11 protein-coding genes and 2 pseudogenes are annotated in these 23042 nt (G+C 43.9%); 4 read left to right on the top strand and 9 right to left on the bottom strand.

Annotated elements, in window-relative coordinates; all coding sequences use genetic code 11:
* Window positions 1-117: 117 nt before the first annotated feature.
* The 7 genes from HZY94_RS10680 to HZY94_RS07070 all read right to left on the bottom strand — a co-directional run bounded on the left by HZY94_RS10680 (window position 118) and on the right by HZY94_RS07070 (window position 17752).
* Complete coding sequence (locus HZY94_RS10680; RefSeq protein ID WP_179925606.1) at window positions 118-12735, bottom strand: mucin-binding protein; 12618 nt, start codon at window positions 12733-12735, stop codon at window positions 118-120.
* A 295-nt stretch (window positions 12736-13030) separates the two neighbouring features.
* Window positions 13031-14494 carry a glutamate--tRNA ligase gene (gene gltX / locus HZY94_RS07095; protein ID WP_179925605.1) on the bottom strand — a complete coding sequence of 488 codons (1464 nt, stop codon included), beginning with the start codon at window positions 14492-14494 and terminating at the stop codon, window positions 13031-13033.
* Window positions 14495-14536: 42 nt separating this feature from the next.
* On the bottom strand, window positions 14537-14809 hold the full coding sequence (locus HZY94_RS07090; RefSeq protein ID WP_179925604.1) for a hypothetical protein: 273 nt from the start codon (window positions 14807-14809) through the stop codon (window positions 14537-14539).
* A 3-nt stretch (window positions 14810-14812) separates the two neighbouring features.
* Complete coding sequence (gene ispF / locus HZY94_RS07085; RefSeq protein WP_179925603.1) at window positions 14813-15289, bottom strand: 2-C-methyl-D-erythritol 2,4-cyclodiphosphate synthase; 477 nt, start codon at window positions 15287-15289, stop codon at window positions 14813-14815.
* Window positions 15289-15942: a 2-C-methyl-D-erythritol 4-phosphate cytidylyltransferase gene (gene ispD / locus HZY94_RS07080; protein ID WP_179925602.1), complete on the bottom strand. Its 654-nt coding sequence runs from the start codon at window positions 15940-15942 to the stop codon at window positions 15289-15291. The genes ispF and ispD overlap by 1 nt, the downstream gene beginning before the upstream one ends.
* Window positions 15939-17300, bottom strand: coding sequence for a DNA repair protein RadA (gene radA / locus HZY94_RS07075; RefSeq protein WP_179925601.1), 1362 nt, complete (start codon window positions 17298-17300; stop codon window positions 15939-15941). The genes ispD and radA overlap by 4 nt, the downstream gene beginning before the upstream one ends.
* 8 nt (window positions 17301-17308) lie before the next feature.
* Window positions 17309-17752, bottom strand: a complete 444-nt coding sequence (locus tag HZY94_RS07070; RefSeq protein WP_179925600.1) for a dUTP diphosphatase — start codon at window positions 17750-17752, stop codon at window positions 17309-17311.
* A 214-nt stretch (window positions 17753-17966) separates the two neighbouring features.
* Here HZY94_RS07070 and HZY94_RS07065 point away from each other — a divergent pair, with 214 nt between their 5' ends.
* Window positions 17967-18866: a permease gene (locus tag HZY94_RS07065; protein WP_179925599.1), complete on the top strand. Its 900-nt coding sequence runs from the start codon at window positions 17967-17969 to the stop codon at window positions 18864-18866.
* Window positions 18863-19666: a TIGR03943 family putative permease subunit gene (locus HZY94_RS07060; RefSeq protein ID WP_179925598.1), complete on the top strand. Its 804-nt coding sequence runs from the start codon at window positions 18863-18865 to the stop codon at window positions 19664-19666. Before HZY94_RS07065 ends, HZY94_RS07060 begins: the two co-directional genes overlap by 4 nt.
* 368 nt (window positions 19667-20034) lie before the next feature.
* Here the strand turns inward: HZY94_RS07060 and HZY94_RS07055 are convergent.
* Window positions 20035-20274 (bottom strand): annotated as a pseudogene (locus HZY94_RS07055) (IS1380 family transposase); the annotation flags it as partial.
* 89 nt (window positions 20275-20363) lie between these two features.
* Here HZY94_RS07055 and HZY94_RS07050 point away from each other — a divergent pair.
* Window positions 20364-21539 (top strand): annotated as a pseudogene (locus tag HZY94_RS07050) (IS256 family transposase).
* A gap of 168 nt (window positions 21540-21707) precedes the next feature.
* Here HZY94_RS07050 and HZY94_RS07045 read toward each other — a convergent pair.
* Complete coding sequence (locus HZY94_RS07045) at window positions 21708-22268, bottom strand: transposase (RefSeq protein ID WP_179925597.1); 561 nt, start codon at window positions 22266-22268, stop codon at window positions 21708-21710.
* 418 nt (window positions 22269-22686) lie between these two features.
* On the opposite strand from HZY94_RS07045, the gene tnpB reads away from it, so the two are divergent.
* Window positions 22687-23037: an IS66 family insertion sequence element accessory protein TnpB gene (gene tnpB, locus HZY94_RS07040; RefSeq protein WP_179924505.1), complete on the top strand. Its 351-nt coding sequence runs from the start codon at window positions 22687-22689 to the stop codon at window positions 23035-23037.
* The last annotated feature ends 5 nt before the right edge of the window (window positions 23038-23042 follow it).

Here is a 23042-nt window from a genome sequence, read left to right as displayed (position 1 = left end):
CAAAGAAAAAACCCTCTCCTAAAATAGGAGAGGGAGGGGAAATCATTTAAACAGACTAGGGAAATTTCCCACTTTTACTCATACTGTAAATACTCTTATCTAGTACGTACCTGTCAACTATTCTTCGTCTTTACGACGACGTCCGATAATTCCAAATCCTGCTAGGAGACCTAGGATACCTAGAGCTGTTGCTCCAGCAGCATCTTCAGTACCAGTTTCAGGAAGTGCTGGCGCTGGTGCCTCAGGTTGAGCTGGTGCTACAGGTTCTGGTTGAGGTGCAGGTTTTGGTTGAGGTTTAGGCTCTGGCTTAGGCTCAGGTTTTGGAACCTCAACATAAGGAATTGCAGTTGGTTTAGTTGGATCTTTTGGTACTGGTGGAATGTAACCTTTAGTTGGATCATTTGGATCAACTGGTTTCAATGGCTCACGAGTATCTGGATCAACTGGTACCAAGCCTGGAACATGTGGAATAGCTGGTTGACTTGGATCCGTTGGCGGAACGAGTTTACTTGGATCATTTGGATCGTTCGTATATGGTAGCTCTGTCCATGGATTCTCTGGAGTTACTCCTGGAGGGAACTCTGGAACATAGCTTGCAATTGGAACATACATAACTTTATCAAGGATATCTGCTGAATCAGCTGTAATACCTGTATGAGCTCCGACTTCCACTTGAGAAGGATCTACAAGGACATGACCTTTATAGACTGGAGTTTTGTAGTTTCCGAATGCTGTACCATCTTGTGCTACCCAATCACCAAGAGTTGTTTCACCAGTCACCAAATTGATGGTTCCCTCACGACGGAAGCGGAGTACATCACGATGCATTGGTGCTTCAGATGCTGGAACCTCTTTCAAGCTTCCATCTTCTGCACGAACATAGTAACGAACCTCACGGCTAACTTCCTTAGTCAACTTGAGGATGTCATCCTTATCTGGATTTGGATAGTTTGGTGTATTTGGATCAGTTGGGTCAACTGGCTTGTTAGGATCTACTGGTTTTTCTGGCGTTACAGGGATAACCTTCGCTTTAAAGTCTACGTAGTAGATGTCTACTCCATCTTTACCGTCGAAGTGTGTTCCTGAAACGAAACCATCTCTCACAAGTTCGTAACCACGTTTCACATACTTAACAATAGTGTCAGCTGTTGAGTAGTTGATTACTTGTGATTGAGTACCTTCCATAACCGCTGAGCTTTCAAGTTCACGGACAACTGTAGTGCCATCTTGTTTCACTTCACGGTAGACAATTTGTGCTTTGTCAATGCGTGCAAATGGAACAACGGTTGGCTTAGTTGGATCCGCCGGAACTGGAGGGATATAACCCTTAGTTGGATCTTGTGGATCAACTGGTTTCAACGGAATTTGAGGTTCAAATCCTGGTACATAAGGAATGTTTGGTTGAGCTGGATTTTCAGGAGGAACAATCTTACCTGGATCTGTTGGATCGTTGGTATATGGTACCTCTGTCCATGGTTTCTCTGGCATATCCGCTGGGAATTCAGGGATATAATTTGCAAGTTTCGCATAGACAACTTCATCATGAATGTCTGCTGAAGTTGCTGTGATACCTGTGTGAGCACCCTTCATAGCATCTGCCGCATTTACAAGGATATGACCCTTATAAACTGGTGATACATAGGCATTGAAGGATGTTCCATCAAGAGCAACCCACTCACCGAGAGTATTTTCGCCTGTTACAAGATTAACAGTTCCTTCACGACGGAAGCGGAGGGTGTCTTCCTTAGTTGGGATTTCCATTTCTGGAATCTTCGTAAAGTTTCCATTTGTATCGCGAACATAGTATTTCACGTCACGTTTCACTTCCTCAGTCAACTTCACAATGTCTTTATTTTCAATTGGTGGGTAAACTGGTGAATTTGGATCTGTTGGATCTGTTGGTTTGTTTGGTTCTTGTGGTTTTTCTGGTGTAACAGGAATGATCAATTCTTTCAAGTCAACGTGGTAAACAGCGCCATCTTGAGTGAAGCGACCACCTGGTACAAAGCCATCTTTCACAAGAACATAACCAAGGCGTTTGTATTTAGCGATAGTATCTGCTGTTGAGTAATTGATTGGATCATCAATTGCTCCTTCAAGAACAGGAGATTTCTCAAGTTCACGAACAACAGTCGTTCCATCTTGACCGACAACACGGTAAACAAATTGTGCAGATGACATATTGCGTACATATGGAATCTTCGTATTATCTGTAGGTGTTGTTGGAACCGGTGGGATGTAACCCTTAGTTGGATCTTGTGGATCAACTGGTTTCAATGGTTCTTTTGTCCCTGGATCTACTGGGGTCAAACCTGGAATATGTGGAATTGCAGGTTGTTTTGGATCAGTAGGTGGAACAATGTTTCCTGGGTTCGATGGATCTGTTACATACGGAACGTCTGTCCATGGTTTCTCTGGAGTTACACCTGGAGGGAATTCTGGAACATAGTTACCAACTGGTACATAAACAACTGAATCAACATAGTCGCCATCAGTTGCTTTCACACCTGTATGAGCTCCTGCCTCTACTTGGCTAGGATCTTTCAAGATGTAACCTGGAACTACTGGTGATTTCTTACTGTCAAAGCTATCACCGGTAGCTGGAGTCCACTCACCTAGAGTGATTTCGCCGGTAGCTAGGTTAATCGTTCCTGTACGTGTAAATTCTAGAGTATCAACAACTTCCTCTGCAATAACCTTACCAGATTCATCCACATAGCGAACCGTACGTTTCACATTTTCTGTTAACGTTTCGATCGCTGGGTCTGTTGGGGTTGGATAGTTTGGAGTTGTTGGATCTGTTGGATCTGGGTTCTTAGGTAATTCTGGTGTCGCTGGATCAACCGGTTTATTTGGTTCAACTGGTTTTTCTGGAGTTACTGGAATTACAATTGCTTTCAGATCAACGTAGAAGGTATCGATTCCTTCTTGTCCGTCAAACTTAGTACCTGGTACAAAGCCATCTTTCACAAGAGTGTAACCTTTGAGGTAAAGCTCTTTCAAGGTAGCTGCTGTTGAGTACTGAATTTCTTGACCTTCTTCACCATTGATTACATCAGATTTCGCCAATTCTGCATTGACAACCTTACCAGCTTCATCTACAAGACGGTAGATAATTTGAGCCTTATCTTCCACAACATTCTTGATGTATGGAATCTTAGTATCATCGGTAGGTGTTGTTGGAACTGGTGGGATGTAACCCTTAGTTGGATCTTGTGGATCAACTGGTTTCAATGGTTCTTTTGTTCCTGGATCTACTGGGGTCAAACCTGGTACATATGGAATAGCAGGTTGTTTTGGATCAGTAGGTGGAACAATGTTTCCTGGGTTCGATGGATCTGTTACATACGGAACGTCTGTCCATGGTTTCTCTGGAGTTACACCTGGAGGGAATTCTGGAACATAGTTACCAACTGGTACATAAACAACTGAATCAACATAGTCGCCATCAGTTGCTTTCACACCTGTATGAGCTCCTGCCTCTACTTGGCTAGGATCTTTCAAGATGTAACCTGGAACTACTGGTGATTTCTTATTGTCAAAGCTATCGCCGGTAGCTGGAGTCCACTCACCTAGAGTGATTTCGCCGGTAGCTAGGTTAATCGTTCCTGTACGTGTAAATTCTAGAGTATCAACAACTTCCTCTGCAATAACCTTACCAGATTCATCCACATAGCGAACCGTACGTTTCACATTTTCTGTTAACGTTTCGATCGCTGGGTCTGTTGGGGTTGGATAGTTTGGAGTTGTTGGATCTGTTGGATCTGGGTTCTTAGGTAATTCTGGTGTCGCTGGATCAACCGGTTTATTTGGTTCAACTGGTTTTTCTGGAGTTACTGGAATTACAATTGCTTTCAGATCAACGTAGAAGGTATCGATTCCTTCTTGTCCGTCAAACTTAGTACCTGGTACAAAGCCATCTTTCACAAGAGTGTAACCTTTGAGGTAAAGCTCTTTCAAGGTAGCTGCTGTTGAGTACTGAATTTCTTGACCTTCTTCACCATTGATTACATCAGATTTCGCCAATTCTGCATTGACAACCTTACCAGCTTCATCTACAAGACGGTAGATAATTTGAGCCTTATCTTCCACAACATTCTTGATGTATGGAATCTTAGTATCATCGGTAGGTGTTGTTGGAACTGGTGGGATGTAACCCTTAGTTGGATCTTGTGGATCAACTGGTTTCAATGGTTCTTTCGTTCCTGGATCTACTGGGGTCAAACCTGGAATATGTGGAATTGCAGGTTGTTTTGGATCAGTAGGTGGAACAATATCCGTTGGTTTACTTGGATCCGTTACATATGGTACATCTGTCCATGGTTTCTCTGGAGTTACGCCTGGAGGGAATTCTGGAACATAGTTACCAACTGGTACGTAGACAACTTGATCATGAATATCCGCAGAGTCAGCAGTGATTCCGTTGTGGGCACCTGCTTGAAGTTGAGACGCGTTTTCCAAGACGTATCCTGGGATAGAAGGTGATGTGTAGGCACCGAAGGCAGAACCATCGACAGCTACCCAGTTCTTAAGGGTAGTTGCACCAGTTGCCAAGTTGATTGTTCCTTCACGACGGAAACGAAGTGTGTCTGACTTCATAGCCGCAAGATTTGCTGGCATTTCTGTCAATTGTCCGTCTTTACCGCGGACATAGTAACCAACGGTACGAACAACTTCTTCTTCTAGCTTGAAGATATCTGTGCTTGGCTCTACATTTGGATCCTTAGGTTTTTCAGGATCTGGGTAGTTTGGTGTAGTTGGATCTGTTGGATCTGGGTTCTTAGGCAATTCTGGTGTCTCTGGATCAACCGGTTTGCTTGGTTCAACTGGTTTTTCTGGAGTCACTGGAATTACGATTGCTTTGACATCTACATAGTAGAGATCAACGCCATCTTGACCATCGTATTTAGCACCAGCTGTAAAGCCATCTTTGACAAGCGTGTAACCTTCAAGGTATAGCTCTTTCAAGGTTGGAGCAGTTGAGTACTTGATTTCCTCACCTTCACGACCAACGATGAGTCCTGAATCACGAAGAGATGGGTTAACAACAGCACCTGATTCATCAACAACACGGTAGATAACGCGTGCTTGATCTTCTTTCACTTCTGGAGTTGGGTTCTTCACGTATGGAATTTCCGTATCCGTAGTTGGAGAAGTTGGAACTGGTGGGATGTAACCTTGTCCTGGATTATCAGGATTCACTGGTTTCAACGGCTCATTTGTTTCTGGATCTACTGGAGTCATACCTGGAACATATGGAATTGCAGGTTGTTTTGGATCAGTAGGTGGAACAATGTCCGTTGGTTTGCTTGGATCTGCTACATACGGTACTTCTGACCATGGATCAGTTGGCGTTGAACCATCTGGGAATTTCGGAACATAGTTACCAACTGGTACGTAGATAACTTGATCGTGGATATCCGCAGAGTCAGCAGAGATTCCGTTATGAGCACCTGCTTGAAGTTGAGATGCATTTTCCAAGACATAACCTGGAACAGATGGAGATGTGTAAGCACCAAAGGCAGAACCATCAAGCGCTACCCAATTTTGAAGAACTGTTTCACCTGTTGCAAGGTTGATGGTTCCCTCACGACGGAAGCGGAGAGTATCTGACTTCATTGCTGCTTGTTCAGCAGTCATTTCAGTCAATTGTCCATCTTTACCACGGATGTAGTAACGAACAGTACGAAGAACTTCTTCTTCCAGTTTCAAGATGTCTGTCTTATCTGGATCTGGATAGTTTGGTGTAGTTGGATCTGTTGGATCTGGGTTCTTAGGCAATTCTGGTGTTTCTGGATCAACCGGTTTGTTTGGTTCAACTGGTTTTTCCGGTGTAACAGGGACTACAATCGCTGTTACATCTACATAGTAAGTATCAACACCATCTTTACCGTCGAAGGTCAAGCCTGCACGGTATTTTTCACCTGCAACAGTTGAATTGCTTGAAAGAGTATAACCTTTGAGGTACAAGTCTTTCAAGGTTGCTGCTGTAGAGTAAGTAATCCGAGCTCCTTCTTTACCGTTAAGGATACCAGATGTTGCAATCTGTTCATTAACGATTGATGTTCCATCTGCAGAGACAACACGGTAGATAACCTGTGCTTGATCATCTTTCGCATCTGGATCAACTGGCTTATCAACTTCAACATAAGGGATTGTTGTTTCAACACCTGGATTTGTTGGTGCTGGTGGGATGTAACCCTTGCTTGGATCATTTGGATCCACTGGTTGCAATGGACTTCCATCAGTTGGATCTGTTGGTACAAATCCTTCAACATACGGAATCCGTTGAGTTTCATCTGTTGGTGGAACAATCTTGCTTGGATCAGTAGGGTCATTTACATATGGAACCTCTGTCCATGGATCAGTTGGTGTTGAACCATCTGGGAATTTAGGAACATACTTAGAAATTGGTTTGTAAGCAACAACGTCGAGGTAATCTTCATCTGTTGCTTGAACCCCTGTATGAGCTCCGGCTTCCTTCTGCTCTTGATTCACAAGAACATAACCAGTTACAACTGGTGAAGTCTTATCATTGAAACCATTACCAGAAACAGCTGTCCATTCTCCAAGTGTTGTTTCACCAGTCACGAGGTTGATGGTACCTTCGCGACGGAAGTTTAGGCTGTCAACAACTTCTGCAGCAACCACTTTACCGTCTTGGTCCACATAACGGATTGTCCGTTTAACCTCTTCTGTCAGTTTAAGAGCCTCTTCCTTATCAGGAGTTGGATAAACTGGTGGATTTGGATCTTCTGGATCTGGGTAACCAGGTGTTTTCGGATCAACTGGTTTAGTTGGATCAACTGGATTTTCCGGAGTGATTGGAATGATGATTGGTGTCAAATCAACGAAGTAATTTGTCGCAGAGCCTGGCTCACCATCAAACTTAGCACCAGTTGGATATCCATTTTTCACAAGTTTGTAACCTTGAGCATGGTATTTCGCCACAATCTCATTGACTTGATCTTGAGTATAAGGAACATCATCACCTTGATTACCAGTCATTTGATCGGAAGCTTCCAATTGTTTTACAACGGTTGTTCCATCTTCTTTTACCTCACGGTAAACAAGTTGAACGGCAATCTTATCTGGATCAGGGTTCTTAGCATAGTAGACTTTATCAACAATATTCTCACTAGCATTGGTAATACCAGCGTGAGCTCCGTATTCGAATTGTGATGCATCTACCAAATGATATCCTGGAATTGCTGGAGAAGTCCGGTTGGTAAACTCAGCAGTAGCTGGTTGCCAGCCTTCTTGGTTCCAAACAACTTCACCAGTTACAAGGTTAACAACACCTTCACGACGGAAGCTTACTTTATCAGATACTTCTCCACTAAGGACAGTTTCTGTACCTTGCTCGAGATATTGGATGACACGAGTAACATCTTTCAACATCTTGCTTGGATCTTTCGAATCTGGGTCCGTTGGATCAGGATAATTTGGTGAATCCGGATCATTTGGATCAACTGGGTTATTTGGATCAACTGGTTTATCAGGTGTAACTGGAGCCAATTTCGCTTTGAAGCTTACATAGTAGGTATCTGTACCCTTAGTACCATCGAATGTTGCTCCAGCTGGGAAACCATCATTGACAAGCTCGTATCCGAGTTTCTTGTACTTAGCGATTGTTTCAGCAGTTGTGTAAGCCACACCATCTGTACCAATGACATCACCCTTCTTGCCTTTAAACTCAGTTGAACGTTCAAGTTCCTTAATAAGAGTCTTACCATCTTGATCCACATAATTGTAGACAACCACAGCCGCATCAATACGTACAAATGGAATTTCTGTTACTTTTGTTGGATCTTCTGGTGATGGAGGAATATAACCCTTAGTTGGATCATTTGGATCAACTGGTTGAAGTGGAATTGTAGGTTCAAATTCAGGAATATATGGAATTACCTGAGTTGGATCTGTTGGTGGTACCAATTTAGTTGGATCCGTTGGATCTTCCTTGTATGGAACCTCATTCCATGGATTGTTCGGTTTGTCCTCTTCTGGAACACCTGGGAAGGATGGTACGTACTTAGAAACTGGTACATAGACAACGCGATCTTCAAGGTCCTCATCTGTTGCTTGAACACCAGTATGAGCTCCAGCTTCCTTCTGGCTTGGATCTTTCAAGATATAGCCTGGAATTACAGGAGAAGTAGCATCTTTGAAGTCAGTGCCATCTGTAGCTACCCAATCATTAAGAGTTGTTTCACCTGTCGCCAAGTTTACAGTTCCCGTACGCGTAAAGCCGAGTGTGTTGACTACATCTGGAGAAAGCTCTTTACCGGATTCATCAACGTATTTAACCGTCCGCTTAACATCTTCTGTTAAGTTTAAAACCTCTGGATTAGAGAGTGATGGTTTATTCGGATCTTTCGGTTTATTCGGATCTGGATCTTGTGGATAGTTTGGTGTACTTGGATCTGTTGGATCTGGATTCTTAGGAAGTTCCGGAACTTTATTTGGATCAACTGGTTGATCTGGAGTAACCGGAGTTGTTGGAGTAACCGGAACAATAATCGGAGTTACATCAACGTAGTAAGTATCCACACCATTTTGACCATCAAAAGTCAAACCAGAACGGTATTTATTTCCTTCAACAGTTGAGTTCTCTGAAAGTTTGTAACCTTTGAGATACAAATCTTTCAAGGCTGCTGTTGTTGAGTACGTGATCTCAGCTCCTGCTGTACCATCCAATAAGCCAGAAGTTGCAACTTCTGGATTTACAACTGTCTTACCATCTGCTGATACAACACGATAGATAACCTGTGCTTGATCTGCAACAGACTTGTAAGGAATCTTCGTCTCTACTCCAGAATCCGTTGGCGCTGGAGGAATATAACCCTTAGTTGGATCATTCTGATCAACTGGTTGTAACGGAGAACCATCTGCTGGATTGGTTGGCACCATTCCCTCGATGTACGGAATTCGTTGTGTTTCATCAGTTGGTGGAACAATCTTACTTGGATCCGTTGGATCATTCACGTATGGAACTTCTGTCCATGGGTTCGTTGGTGTAGATCCTTCAGGGAATTCTGGAACATAACGTGAAATTGGTTTATAGGTTACTGTGTCGACATAGTCTGGATCAGTCGCCTTCACGCTCTCATGAGAACCTGCATCTACTTGATTTGGATCCACAAGAACAAAGCCTTTCACAACTGGTGATTTCTTATTCTCGAAGTTATCTCCAGTAGTTGGTGTCCAATCACCGAGCGTTGTTTCTCCTGTTACAAGGTTAATTGTACCTTCACGTTTAAATCCAAGATTATCAACAACTTCTGGTGAAACAACGTTACCGTTTTGATCTACATAACGAACAGTACGCTTCACATCCTCAGTCAATTTGAGGGCTTCTGGATTATCTGGATTTGGATAGTTTGGTGATGTTGGATCCGTCGGATCAACTGGTTTGCTTGGATCAACTGGTTTCTCAGGTGTAATTGGAACAACACGAGGTTTCAAGTCAACATTAAAGACTTGCTCACCATCTACACCATCAAATGTTGGAACCGTTGTCCCTGTACGTTCAAATGATTTTGTTGCTTCATTGTAAGTATAGCCAGTATAGCCATCTGTTACCAACTCATATCCAGCTTTCTTGTACTCTTCCAATTTGGCACGTACTTGATCCGCTGTATAAGGAACAGACTCACCTGCAGCTCCATCTAAAGATCCAGAATCAGAGAGAACAACTGGGTTAGCTGGATTTGCTGTATTCCGATAAACAACTTTCGCCGTGTCAGTCAACTCAAATACAACTTTTGTAAGGTAATTCTCTGGGAATCCTGTATCGTTAAAGTCTTTCCAGTAAGAATCGCTAACAACCTTCTTACCATTACTATCTGTTAAGATTGTGTCGGTAATATTAGAAGCATCCAATACCGCATGTACACTCTCACCTTGGCCCCTTTGACCAACAAGACTCTGAAGATTTGGTACATTTGATTCTGTGATTGTAGCCACGTAACCAGATAAGCTCTTATTGAGAGTAGAGTAAGTATTCTTAGTCTCACTATTTGCAGTTAAAGTCCAACCTGTATCTGCTTTTGGAGAATATGGAATTTTCGCATACTCTTTCAAGAAGGTATTTCCGCTATCGATGACCGTATTCGCAAATCTTTGCTTCATTGCTTCAACGTCAAGGACGATATCCATCTTACGTTCCCAATCAGAACGTTCTGTTACAGAATCTTTTTCGCCTGCAACAAATTGACTTAATGGGACAAGAGAACCATCTGCTTGCTTCACATAGTACTCAACAGTATTTGTATGTTTTGCAAGTGGGTTAATTTTCGTCCCGTTTGGAACCCAAACACTGTGTGAGTTTTGTGTAGCTACGTCAATGTCATAGCTTCGGTCTTTACTGGTATTTGGCTCAACTGGTAAAATCCCTCCCGGAGAGTTTGCCAATCGAATAGATGGATCACTTCCAGAAACTGTAATTGGTCCACCGAATCCATCAAGCGCAACATCACCTTGCTTAATATTAGCCCAAACAGAGTTCTGTTTAGACGTATCTTTTTGCAATGGAGCACGATGAGTCCCCTCATTACGTGCATAAACCGTGTAGCTATCAATCCCTAAGCTGTTATCGATAACAAACTCCATCTTGGTTCCCTTGGTATTACCATAAACCAAGTTAGGGGTTCCAGCTGGAGGAGGGTTAAATCCTTGCGGTGTAGAATTCGGTAATTTTCCGTTAGGATCTCCAACTTGTTGACCTTCAGGCGTTGAGTAACGCTGCAAACTGAAGTAAAGTGGTGTATCAATACGGAAGACAACATTCTTAGTTGCTCCTAATGGCACAGAAATCAACTCAGCATAGAAGTTATTGTTGTCATCTCGGATATCTGTAATCGAACCTTGATTTGCAACAAACAATGGTTTTGTAGCTGTTCCCTTCTGAGAATCAAGGGAAATCAAATCGTCATATTCATTTCCGATCTTCTGGCTTCCATTACGGTTTTTCGCAACAACAATAAAGCGTGCATGATCATCAACTGTAATCGTCCCTTGCTCATTAACCCCAATATAGTTATAACCGTCATAACTACCAGAAGCCGCTCCATTTCCATTATAAGGAGCTTTACCATCAGATTCAAAGACGTTATTCGAATGTTTCCCAAAGAGAATGTGAGAATTATCTCCTAGGTCCATCGCAACCCCACGACCCTTGTTTTTGAAATCTACTTTAGATTTCTCACCTGATGTGAAGGTAGCGTTGTGACCAGTAATGATACTATCACGACCTGTAAAGGTGGCAGTAGCCTCTTCTCCAATCGAAATTGTTGCTGAAGATCCTGTAATTTTCGTTGTATTACGGATACCATACCCACCAAAACGATTCGCATCTGTCACCGTATCTCCTGGGCGACGAACACCAATAGAGATAGCCTGACCGATTGATGAATTAATCGCCAGTTTAGACTCTTTACCAGTCTTCACAGTACCATTTTGTGGCATAAAGATAGCTGCATTGTGGTAACGAGCTGGGTTGGAAGTGTCAGATGACGTATTCATATTAATCGTCATCGACCCTTTATCTTTCACCTCAACCACTGAATTACTTGGAAGACTAATTCCATCACCTTCAGAAGCGCGGTTCAATGTAAAGGTAGCATCAGACTCAACAATAACATTCTTAGCAGAATGAATATTCGCTGCACGTCGAGTAGCTTGTTTCGCTCCACGTGGTTGTTTTTTGTCCTCATTCGATTCACCTTCAGCGTACAAACCATTGTGTGGTACGTTCATCTGAACATATTGTGTTCCACCAGCTAATGATGTATAGCTATCTGCCAAGTTGGAGGTTGTATTTCCTTTGATGACAACTGTCGTATTTTGACCGCCACCAAACATAACCCCTTCACTCTTAACATCTTCAAATGTAACCTTTGAAGCACTAACTTGGCTGAGATCAATAGGTCCTTTTGAATTGGCACTATAGATACTCAAGTTGCTGAAAAGAATGTCTCCAACAGCACCTGCAGTTGGTTTAATGGAATAAGATCGGAAGTCAATTCCGCTATTGGCACCATCACCATAGATATTAAGAGCGCGGTTAGCAATAGCCAGAGACAAAGTCCGATCTACAGATTTTGTTTTCGCATTGGCTGCTTCAGATGAGCCATTACCATTGGTAATACCATTCACAGTATCCGGAGCAAAAATTTGTCCTTGTACCTTGATATCTGTAACACTAGCGTTAGATAGGGCTGAAACAAATTGATCCCAATTTGTAACAACAGTTGCGGCTTCTGGAGCTGTTGCTGCGCGGAAAGCACTAGTTCGAGCAGGTGTAGCTGGTTTCGCTACTTCAACCTCCTTGCTTTCCTCAACCTTCTCTTCCGTCTTCTCTTCTTCAACATTCGTCGCTGCTGTTACTGTAGCAGTGTTATCTTCTACAGTTGCAGATGAATTTGAAGTAGCGGCCTCAGATGACGCGGTAGACGTTTCAGAACTTGCAGGCGCTGCTACAGGTGCTTCACTTGCTAGTACAGCAGGTTCTGCATTGTAAGTAGATGCGTCTGAAGCAGCTTCTGGTGTTGCATCCGAAGATGAACCAGCTGAAGCTGACGTATTGCTTTCGCTAGATTCAGAGGCCGCAGCTTCCTCTGCTTGAACACTCTGCCCAGCAAAGAGCAAGGTTCCTAGCAGGACGGATGCAGCTCCAAAGGAATACTTCCGGATGGAAAACCTTTGAACCGAACGATCAAATAAGTGTTTCTTCATTTCGTCCTTTCTTCTCCTTTTTTGTTATTAACCCGTTGTGTATGAAATAATCGCAATCCTACACTATAGGCCTTACTATGATAACATTTTATAGCAGTCATGTAAAGTGATAAGGTGCATTCTCACTTGTGATTTTTTCATTAAAATCGCCTATATAACAAGGTTCTCACTTCACATAGAAACAGGTAGGAAATGTTTATTTTAGCAAGTCGAAATACTGCAAAAAAAGCGATTTCAAATAGACACTCTGTCCACAAAAAAAGAAACCAGACGTTTCAGCTGGTTTCTTTTTTTGTTAATGTTGGTTCAAGGCTGCATCCAAATGCGCAAGAGCCTTTTCTTTTCCAAGAAGGAAAATTGTATTCGGCAAATCAGGTCCGTGCATCTCACCCGATACTGCCACCCGAATCGGCATAAAGAGATTTTTACCTTTCACACCCGTTTCCTTTTGAACTTCCTTAATTAGCGGTGAAATATTCTCCACCTGGAAAGTCTCCTCAGATAAATCCGCCAATTTTTGACGGAAGGCTGATAGGACCACCGGCACTGTCTCACCGGCAAGAACTGCCGCAGCCTCTTCGCTCAAACTTGGGAAGTCTGCAAAGAACAAATCAGTTAGGGGCACAATATCCTCTGCAGCTGTCAATTGCGGTTGATAAAGGGCAACCATATCTGCCGCCTTATCGGTCCAACGACCTGCCGCCTCCAAGAAGGGTTGGGTCAAGTCCAAAAGGGTTTCCAAGTCAGCCTTCTTGAAGTATTCATTACTCATCCAATCCAGTTTCTTCTGATCAAAAGCTGCTGGAGACTTGCTAAGACGCGCTTCATCAAATAATTGGATTAACTCAGCCTGGCTAAAGATTTCCTCTTCTCCACCTGGATTCCAACCCAACAAGGCGATAAAGTTGAAAACAGCCTCTGGTAAATAACCTTTTTTCCGGTAATCTTCAATAAACTGGAGGGTATTAGTGTCCCGCTTAGATAGTTTTTTCCCGGTTTCGCTATTAATGATCAGAGTCATGTGACCAAAGAGCGGTGCTTCCCAACCTAGAGCCTCATAAACCATCAATTGTTTCGGAGTGTTGGCAATATGGTCATCCCCACGGATAACGTGAGAAATCTCCATCAAGTGGTCATCAATAACCACCGCAAAGTTGTAGGTTGGATAGCCATCGCGTTTCTGGATAACCCAGTCACCACCAATGTTGCCACCTTCAAATTCAATCTCACCCTTAACTAGATCAGACCATTTGTAAATCTGATCTTCCTTGACAGCCAATCGGACTGTAGGTTCAATACCAGCTGCTTCCCGTTCAGCAATGTAGGCAGCTTTTTCAGCATCAGACATGCCCAGGAACTCATTAATGTAGCGAGGAGGTTCCCCAGCTGCTTCCTGGCGCTCCCGTTGGGCTGCTAGTTCCTCTTCGGTCACATAAGATTTATAGGCCAAGCCAGCCTCAAGCAATTGATCAATGTAAGATTGGTAAATCTCCAAACGCTCTGATTGGCGATAAGGGCCAAATGCTCCTGGATTTACTGGACTCTCATCCCAGTCCATCCCTAACCAGGCCAAGTTTTCCAACTGGGAACGTTCCCCGTCTTCCACATGACGCTTGCGATCAGTGTCTTCAATTCGGATCACAAAGTCACCACCATGGTGGCGCGCAAAGAGATAGTTAAAGAGCGCTGTCCGCGCATTCCCAATATGCAAAAGCCCTGTCGGACTTGGTGCATAACGCACTCGAATCTTGTTTGTCACAATTCTTTCCTCATTCATCTTTTTTGAAATTATACCATAAGTCTAAGGATTCAAAAATAGGTCTGGGTCAATCTCCCAGTCGCCCAGAATCCCTGGTTCCAGAACCCACTGCCGGCGCACCTGCAACTGATCCACAGGCTCCTGAGATAGAAGCAGATTGGTCGCCTGCTCCTCCAAAACCAGAAACCGTAACTGATGATTGGCCGCATAGCCTCCCAAATCTGCCGCCAGTTCATAGACATAGATCCGCTCCGGATCCCCTGCCTCGACAAAGTTCAGCAAATTTTCTTCTACATAATTTCGATCACTATCCACTTCTTACTCCTTCACCAACAAGACAACCGCCTGAGCTGCCATCCCTTCCTCACGACCCACAAAGCCGAGTTTTTCGGTCGTTGTCGCCTTGAGATTCACATCCTTGACCTCCATGTGGAGTAGGGCTGCAATCCTTTTTTTCATCTCAGGCAGATGCGGCGCCATTTTGGGCCGTTCGGCCAAAATGGTCGCATCCAGATTGCCCACACGGTAACCCGCTTTTCTCATTTCTTCATAAATAGCTGCTAAAATTTTTGTAGAAGCAATGGCTGTCAATTCGGGATTGCTGTCAGGAAAGGCATGACCGATATCCCCACGTCCGAGTGCTCCGATCAGCGCATCGGTGATCGCATGGAGGAGTACATCCGCATCCGAATGCCCCTTGAGCCCACGGTCAAAGGGCAAGTTCACACCACCCACAATCAAGGGACGGCCTGGAACCAACTCATGAACATCGTAACCCTGGCCAATTCGGATCATTAAAACACTTCCTTCCTAATTGCCTGGCCCAAAACCAGGTCTTCCGGCCTTGTCAGCTTCAGATTCCAAGAAGAACCTGGAACCAGACCCACCTGAACCTCACTAAAGACCTCCACCAGACTGGCATCATCGGTCCCCAAATAACCCGCCTGCAAGGCCTGCTCATGGACCTCAGCCAGCAAACGACGCTCAAAAAACTGAGGCGTCTGAGCCACCATCAAGGCCTCCCGGGGAAGCGTCCGCTGGATAAACTCAGACCCCACCTCCTTGATGGTATCTATCACCGGCACAGCTAAGATGGAATTGGGCTGCGTCTTAAGTCCCTGCAGTTGCTCCAGACTAATGAAGGGACGGGCTCCATCATGAACCATAACCCAGTCAGCCTCAACCTGAGCCAAGCCCAGCCGCACCGAATCCTGGCGTTCCGCCCCACCAGCTACAAAAACAACCTGCTGCGACAAATAATCTGCAAAAGCAACCTGCTCTTCGGGTCGGCCGACCAAAACAATCCGTCCACAATCAGGATCGGCTTGAAAAACCTCAAGACTATAGGTGAAAATAGCCTGGCCTTCTAGCTCCAAAAAAACTTTGTTGCAAGCAGCCCCCATCCGGCGGCCAGAACCTGCGACCAATAAAATCACATCATACTTCATCCAAACACCTTCTGTAGGACTTCCCCAATCCGGGTAACTCCGATAACCTCAATCCCCTGGGGTAATTTAACCCCTTGGATGGAGTTCTGTGGCACATAAATCCGTTTAAAACCTAACTTGGCCGCTTCCTGGATCCGTTGCTCCACACGGTTTACCCGGCGAATCTCACCTGTCAGACCAATCTCACCAATAAAGGCTTCATCAGGCCGGGTCGGCAAATCTTTATAGGAAGAAGCAATCGCAACTGCAACAGCCAAATCAATCGCCGGCTCATCCAATTTGACCCCACCGGCAGATTTAAGGTAGGCATCCTGATTCTGCAAGAGCAAACCGGCCCGTTTCTCCAAAACGGCCATAATCAAGCTGGCCCGGTTAAAATCCAGGCCCGTTGTTGTCCGCTTGGCATTACCAAACATGGTTGGGGTCACCAAGGCCTGAACCTCTGCCAAGATCGGCCGAGTCCCCTCCATGGTCACCACAATCGAGGAGCCAGTTGCCCCATCCAAACGTTCTTCCAAAAAGACCTGACTCGGATTCTGCACCTCCACCAAACCTTCAGCCTGCATCTCAAAAATACCAATTTCATTGGTCGAGCCAAAGCGATTTTTGACAGCCCGCAAAATCCGAAAGGTGTGCTGGCGCTCCCCCTCAAAATAGAGAACCGTGTCCACCATATGCTCCAAGGTCCGGGGGCCCGCCAGAGTCCCCTCCTTGGTCATGTGGCCTACAATAAAGGTCGCGATTTTATTGGTCTTGGCCAGCTGCATGAGCTGATTGGTTACTTCCCGCACCTGACTCACTGACCCCTGCACACTGGAAATCTCCGGAGACAAAATCGTTTGGATGGAGTCGATAATCAGAAAATCCGGTTTCAAGCGTTCGACTTCTGTCCGAATACTGTCCATGTTGGTCTCCGCATACAAGTAGAAATCCGAATCCGGATCCCCCAGACGTTCCGCCCGCAACTTGATCTGCTCGGCCGACTCCTCCCCACTCACATAGAGAACGGTTCCCAATCGGGATAGTTGGGTCGATACCTGCAAAAGCAGGGTCGACTTGCCGATTCCTGGGTCTCCTCCAATCAAGACCAGACTACCAGGAACCACACCACCACCGAGGACACGGTTGAATTCTTCTAGGCCAGTCCGAGTCCGCGAGACATCGACAGACGTTACCTGATTGAGTTTCATGGGCTTCGCCTTTTCACCGGTCAGACTCACACGCGCATGTTTGACCTCAGCTTGTTCAATTTCTTCCACAAAAGAAGACCAAGCACCACAGTTGGGACAACGGCCCATATATTTAGGAGAATGGTAGTCACAATTTTGGCAAATAAAGGTTGATTTCTTCTTAGCCATCGCTCCTCCTAGCGACCCGTTGAGCCAAAACCACCTTGACGTTGACCACCGGCTTGATCATTATCCGCCAAGAGGAAGGGCGCAAAAACCGCCTGTACAATCCGCTCACCAACTTCTAAGGCAACCGGTTGATCCGTGATGTTCTGCATTTGCGCAAAAATGTGTCCTTCATTGGCTTCATTGCCGTAATAATCACCATCAATCACGCCGACGGAGTTGATCAATACCAAGCCCTTCTTGCGCGGGTTGGAAGAACGGTCATAGAGGTATAAAACTTCGTTGGCCTGCATGTAGGCCTTGACTCCAGTCGGGACCAAACGAATTTCACCTGGCCCAATCACCATCGCTTCCGCAACCTTTAAATCATAGCCCGCTGCATGAGCTGTTTCCCGTTTGGGCAAAAGCTGGGAATCGGTATAGGCTGTCACCAATTCAAATCCACGTAGACGCATGATTTCCTCCTTTTTTCATTCTGCAATTATGACTCAGACTAATTTACATTCAAACAAGGCAGCAAGTCGAAGCTAACAGCCTCTGAAGCAAAATAGCAAGAGTGCCATTTCCCTATTATACACCAAAGCCCTGCCTCTGACTCTGTCAAAAATCGGTCGATCTCTGAAGCCCCCTGCTTTTGATATAATGGTAAACAAACAGAAAGGAGCTCCTATGTTTTCTGAACTACCTGCGAGTTTTCTACAGATGTCCGCGATTTTTCTATCCATTGTTATTGAAGCCCTCCCCTTTGTGCTCCTAGGCAGCATTATCTCGGGCTTTATTGAAGTCTACCTCACTCCAGAAAAAGTTGTTGCGGCCCTCCCTAAAAATCGTCTTTTGAATATTCTCATCGGCTCCTTTGCGGGCTTGATTTTCCCCTCCTGTGAATGTGGGATTGTCCCCATCATTCATCGCTTCCTCAAAAAGAAGGTCCCAACCTATACCGCCATCCCTTTTCTAGTGACCGCTCCGGTCATTAATCCCATCGTTTTGTTTGCGACCTTTTCGGCCTTTGGCAATTCCTGGCTCTTCGCCCTGACACGGGCCCTTGGTTCCCTCATCCTGGCCCAAGCCCTCGGCCTGCTTCTAGGCTTTGTCTGGACCGAGGATATCTTGGTCAGCCATAAAAACCTCCCCCTACACGGCCACAAGCACACCGATCCTAAACAAGGCCGCCTTTTCCAATCCTGGGTCCACGCCATTGATGAATTTTTCGATTCTGGCCGCTACCTCATTTTAGGCGCCCTCTTCGCCAGCTGTGTGCAGGTCTATGTCCCAACCCGCATCCTCACCAGCATTTCCAGCAACCCCTTGGTCGCCATTCTCATCTTGATGCTCCTGAGCTTTCTGCTTTCTCTCTGTAGTGAGGCAGACGCCTTTATCGGCTCCTCTCTCTTGGGCACCTTCGGCATGGCTCCCGTGATGGCCTTTTTAGTCATCGGACCCGTCCTGGACATTAAGAACCTGCTCATGATGACCCGTGTTTTCAAAAAATCCTTTATCCGCAATTTTATCCTCATCACCGTCGCCCTTGTATTCCTGTTTGCAGCTAGTTTGGAGGTTTTCCTATGATTCGCTTTTTAATCCTAGCCGGCTACTTTGAACTCAGCCTCTACCTGACCTGGAGCGGTAAACTCGACCATTACATCAACCTCCACTACTCCTACCTGGCCTACCTCTCCATGGCCCTAACCTTCCTCCTAGCCCTGATTCAATTGCGCTTGTTGATCTTGGAAGAAAAAGAAAAGGGCAAGACCAGTCAGCCAGTAGCCTACCTCGTCCTGGCACTCCCACTTTTAGTCGGCTTTCTCTTTCCCACCGTCAGCCTAGATTCCACGACTGTCTCGGCTAAGGGCTACCAATTCCCCCTCGCGGCTGGGGCATCCGCAGAAATCCAGGCCGATGAAGGAACCAGCAGCCAGTACCTCAAACCCGACACCAGCTCCTATTTCACCAAAAAAGCCTATGATACCGAAATGCAGGCAGTCGCAGCCAAATACCTGAAAGAAGACACCATCCAGGTAACGACCCAAAACTACATGGAATTTATGGAAGCCCTCTACGATTACCCCGACCAGTTCCTGGGCAAGGAAGTCCAAATGACCGGCTTCGTCTACAACGACCCCAAACAAAGCCAACAACAATTCCTCTTTCGCTTCGGCATCATCCACTGCATCGCAGACTCTGGCGTTTACGGCCTCTTAACCACCGGCCAAGACCAGTCCTACCCCGACAACACCTGGGTCACAGCCAAGGGCAAAATCGCCATCCACTTCCACAAGGACCTCAACCAAAGCCTACCAACCTTAGAACTCACCAACTGGGATCGCGTTGAAGAACCTGCTAACCCCTATGTCTATCGCGAATTCTAAAAAAATCTAACCCCACTGTCAGCTTCAAACTTACGCTGACAGTGGGGTTTTTTGCCTGGTTCGATTCTCCTGTTTTTAAGTCATATTCATTGGATTTCAAAAATAGCAGACGTCCATTCTCTACGGACAATAGATTGTAATTGACTAGCTGATAGATTTTGAATGACCTCTTGAAACCGATCAATGACATCATCCAATGTTTTATACTCTTCAAAAATCAACCCATATTATTCATAGTCTAGACTAACAAGATTAAACATTCCAAAACAATCGGAAAGAACAGATACATCATTGTTCTTTTCAATTGTTCTCTTTTTTCACAAGTATTATACATATATAAATAAGTTCATTCGTTTTTCTCTTAAGGGCACCTCTCCTTCCTTTCTATAGAAAAACTGACAAATACGACACTCGTGTCTCCAGGAGTTTGCCTGATAAGTCTTTTCAGAATAAGCATCATGGTGTAAAATAGTCAAATTTTCATCTTCAGAACAAGGTATGCCTAAATCTCCTGAACGACTAAGAACTCTATTCCTCTTGAGCTTAATTAAGTAGTTTTCACCACTATCTTCAATTAAATCATAAATCTTTGGAGAGATAAAACGAGAGTGTACAATATCTTGTGTAAACGCAAAAAAGGAATAAATCCTGCTATAGTAGAGTTAGACAAAAAATACTACTAGAAAGATTTATTCCCATGACCCAGTTTATCACAGATTTAACCACATTTCTAGCTAATCATTCAGACATTAATGAGTTTTTCCGTGCTTCTATGGAACAAGCCCTAAATGAGCTGCTACAGGCAGAGTTGACCTCTGTTCTAGGATATGAACCCTATGATGTTAGTGGCTACAACTCAGGAAATAGTCGCAACGGTTCTTACACACGTAAGTTTGAAACCAAATACGGAACTTTAAACCTCATTATTCCAAGAGATCGTAATGGCGAATTTGTCCCTAAAACCATTCCTTCTTATTCAAGAAGAGATGATGAGCTGGAAAAAATGATTATTAAGCTTTATCAAACAGGTGTAACAACAAGAGAAATCGCAAATTTAATCGAGCAAATGTTTGGCCATCATTACTCACCAGCTACGGTTTCAAACATCACCCAGTTGACTCAAGAAAACGTTACTGCATTCCATGAATGAAAACTACAGGAACGCTATTCCATTGTCTATTTGGATGGCACTTATCTCCCATTGCGTCGGACTTCTGTAAGCAAAGAGTGTATCCATATTGCCCTTGGAATTACACATCAAGGTTATAAAGAAATCCTTGGATATGAAATCTCACCAAATGAGAACAATACAGCCTGGTCTGATTTGCTGGAAAAAATAAAGGCTAACGGTGTGAAACAGGTATCCTTATTTGTGACAGATGGTTTCAAAGGATTAGATCAAATTATTTATCAAAATTTCCCACTGGCTAAGCAACAGCGATGTTTAGTGCATATCTCCAGAAACATCGTAAACCGAGTAAAACTAGTCGATCGAAAAGATATCTTAGAGGATTTTAAGATGCTTCATAAGTGCGAGAATCGCTCTCAGGCACAAGAAATTCTAACAATCTTCATGGAAAAATGGGGTAAACAGTATCCGAAACTGATTCAGAAAATAGCTGATATAGACAATCTCTTAACCTTTTATGATTTTCCTCCTAGCATTCGATCCAGTATCTATTCCACGAATTTGATTGAATCCATGAATAAGCAGATTAAAAGACAAACCAAGAAGCGAGTTGTTTTTCCAAATGAAGCATCTTTAGAACGTTGTCTAGTCGCCTATTTTGAAGAGTACAATTTGAAAAATGAAGACCGCTCACACAGAGGTTTCAGTGCCTGTTGTGACACCTTAGAATCGTTTTATGAATAGTTACTAAGAGCAGTTTCCCTTTTGAGCCTCATTTAGTTTAAGAGAAATTGGATATGGTGTAAAGGCACGCTTCGCTTAAAGCCTTGACACCAATCCCTATTTCTCTTGTTATCCAACTAGGCTCAAAAAGGAAATCCTTACAATTCCTTGTCCGATTAATACACACTTTCAAACTCTGCTTTGGAGTTTACACAAAATTCTTGACACACCCTTTGAACCTTCTTGGTTTCCATGAGTAGTAAAATGGGCTGAATCAACATCGACAATAAGTTGCTTTGTGTTTTGAGTCTGTAAAAAAGTCTGAACTAATTCAATATTAATCTGTCCCAAAGCTCTAACAGTTTCTGTATTAACACGAGAGAAAAAGCGAGATAGGGTTGGCTGAGAAGCTACCTGTTGAGATTCTAGAATTTGCGGAAAATATGCATCTTCCCTCAATTCTTTACACACATATTCAGTATCAAAGCCAACTAAGATTTGAAACAAAAACTGCATACGGATATCGACATCTGAATACCGATAATACCGACGTTTATCATCTGTAACTAGGTACTTGGCAATTCGTTCTTCGAGATTCAAAGCTTGAAAAAGTTTTTTGAAGAGAACCATACCACCACAATTTGTCAGATTTCCTCCATTAAAAGATAAGTTTGAAAGAGCATTGTATTTTGAAGAATTATTTTGATAGACTGAACATATAGGTTTCCTTTCTTGTGGTTGTTTTTGCACTTATATCATAAAGGGGAAGCCTTTTTTGTCCAGTAAAACGTCTCACCCAATGGGTGAAAAAAGAAACCAGCTAGAATCCTTGGTATCTCAACGATTCTAGCTGGTTTTTATAATATGTATGAATAATCCAGGTTAATGATATAGGCTAGGGAATCAATTCCCTGTCTCATATCTGTTTTCCCAGCTATCAAATAGACCTGACCGAGGTCACAAAGATTTATCGTCCTAAACAAATTCGCATCCACTAAACCAATCTACTCTACTCCTGTTTTCCGAGACTAGTATAGCTAGATTTCTACTTTATCGGAAGATACCTTGTTCACTTACGGTTTACCGTAAGCGTCCAATAACGAGGTATCTATCTTGAATCCCTATTATCCGATATACTAATAAAAAGATAAAAAATCGGAGGAAACAGATGCCAATCAATTTACTAGACCTAGGCCTTGTTCATCTAGTCTGTGGGAAAACAGATATGAGACAAGGAATTGACTCACTTGCTTACCTGATTAAAACTCAATTCCAACTAGATCCATTTTCAGGCCAAGTCTTCCTCTTTTGTGGAAGCCAAAAAGATCGCTTTAAAGCTCTTTATTGGGATGGTCAAGGATTCTGGCTTCTCTATAAACGGTTTGAAAATGGTAAGTTAACTTGGCCTGATGGAGAAAAGAAAATTCTCACTTTGACATCTGAACAAGTAGACTGGCTCATGAAAGGTTTTTCAACTACTCCAAAAATAAATCCCACAAAAAGTCGTGATTTCTATTGAAATCA

The organism is Streptococcus danieliae, from assembly GCF_013415245.1.
GTDB classification, from domain to species: domain Bacteria; phylum Bacillota; class Bacilli; order Lactobacillales; family Streptococcaceae; genus Streptococcus; species Streptococcus danieliae_A.
Note: the sequence above shows the minus strand (reverse complement) of the source record. Positions and strands in the feature narration are given on the sequence as shown.

What these genes read in the sequence shown, in the direction of transcription:
- HZY94_RS10680 (WP_179925606.1), bottom strand. Translation starts at nt 12,735, where the DNA reads ATGAAGAAACACTTATTTGATCGTTCGGTTCAAAGGTTTTCCATCCGG.
- ispF (WP_179925603.1), bottom strand. Translation starts at nt 15,289, where the DNA reads ATGATCCGAATTGGCCAGGGTTACGATGTTCATGAGTTGGTTCCAGGC.
- ispD (WP_179925602.1), bottom strand. Translation starts at nt 15,942, where the DNA reads ATGAAGTATGATGTGATTTTATTGGTCGCAGGTTCTGGCCGCCGGATG.
- radA (WP_179925601.1), bottom strand. Translation starts at nt 17,300, where the DNA reads ATGGCTAAGAAGAAATCAACCTTTATTTGCCAAAATTGTGACTACCAT.
- HZY94_RS07070 (WP_179925600.1), bottom strand. Translation starts at nt 17,752, where the DNA reads ATGCGTCTACGTGGATTTGAATTGGTGACAGCCTATACCGATTCCCAG.
- HZY94_RS07065 (WP_179925599.1), top strand. Translation starts at nt 17,967, where the DNA reads ATGTTTTCTGAACTACCTGCGAGTTTTCTACAGATGTCCGCGATTTTT.
- HZY94_RS07060 (WP_179925598.1), top strand. Translation starts at nt 18,863, where the DNA reads ATGATTCGCTTTTTAATCCTAGCCGGCTACTTTGAACTCAGCCTCTAC.
- tnpB (WP_179924505.1), top strand. Translation starts at nt 22,687, where the DNA reads ATGCCAATCAATTTACTAGACCTAGGCCTTGTTCATCTAGTCTGTGGG.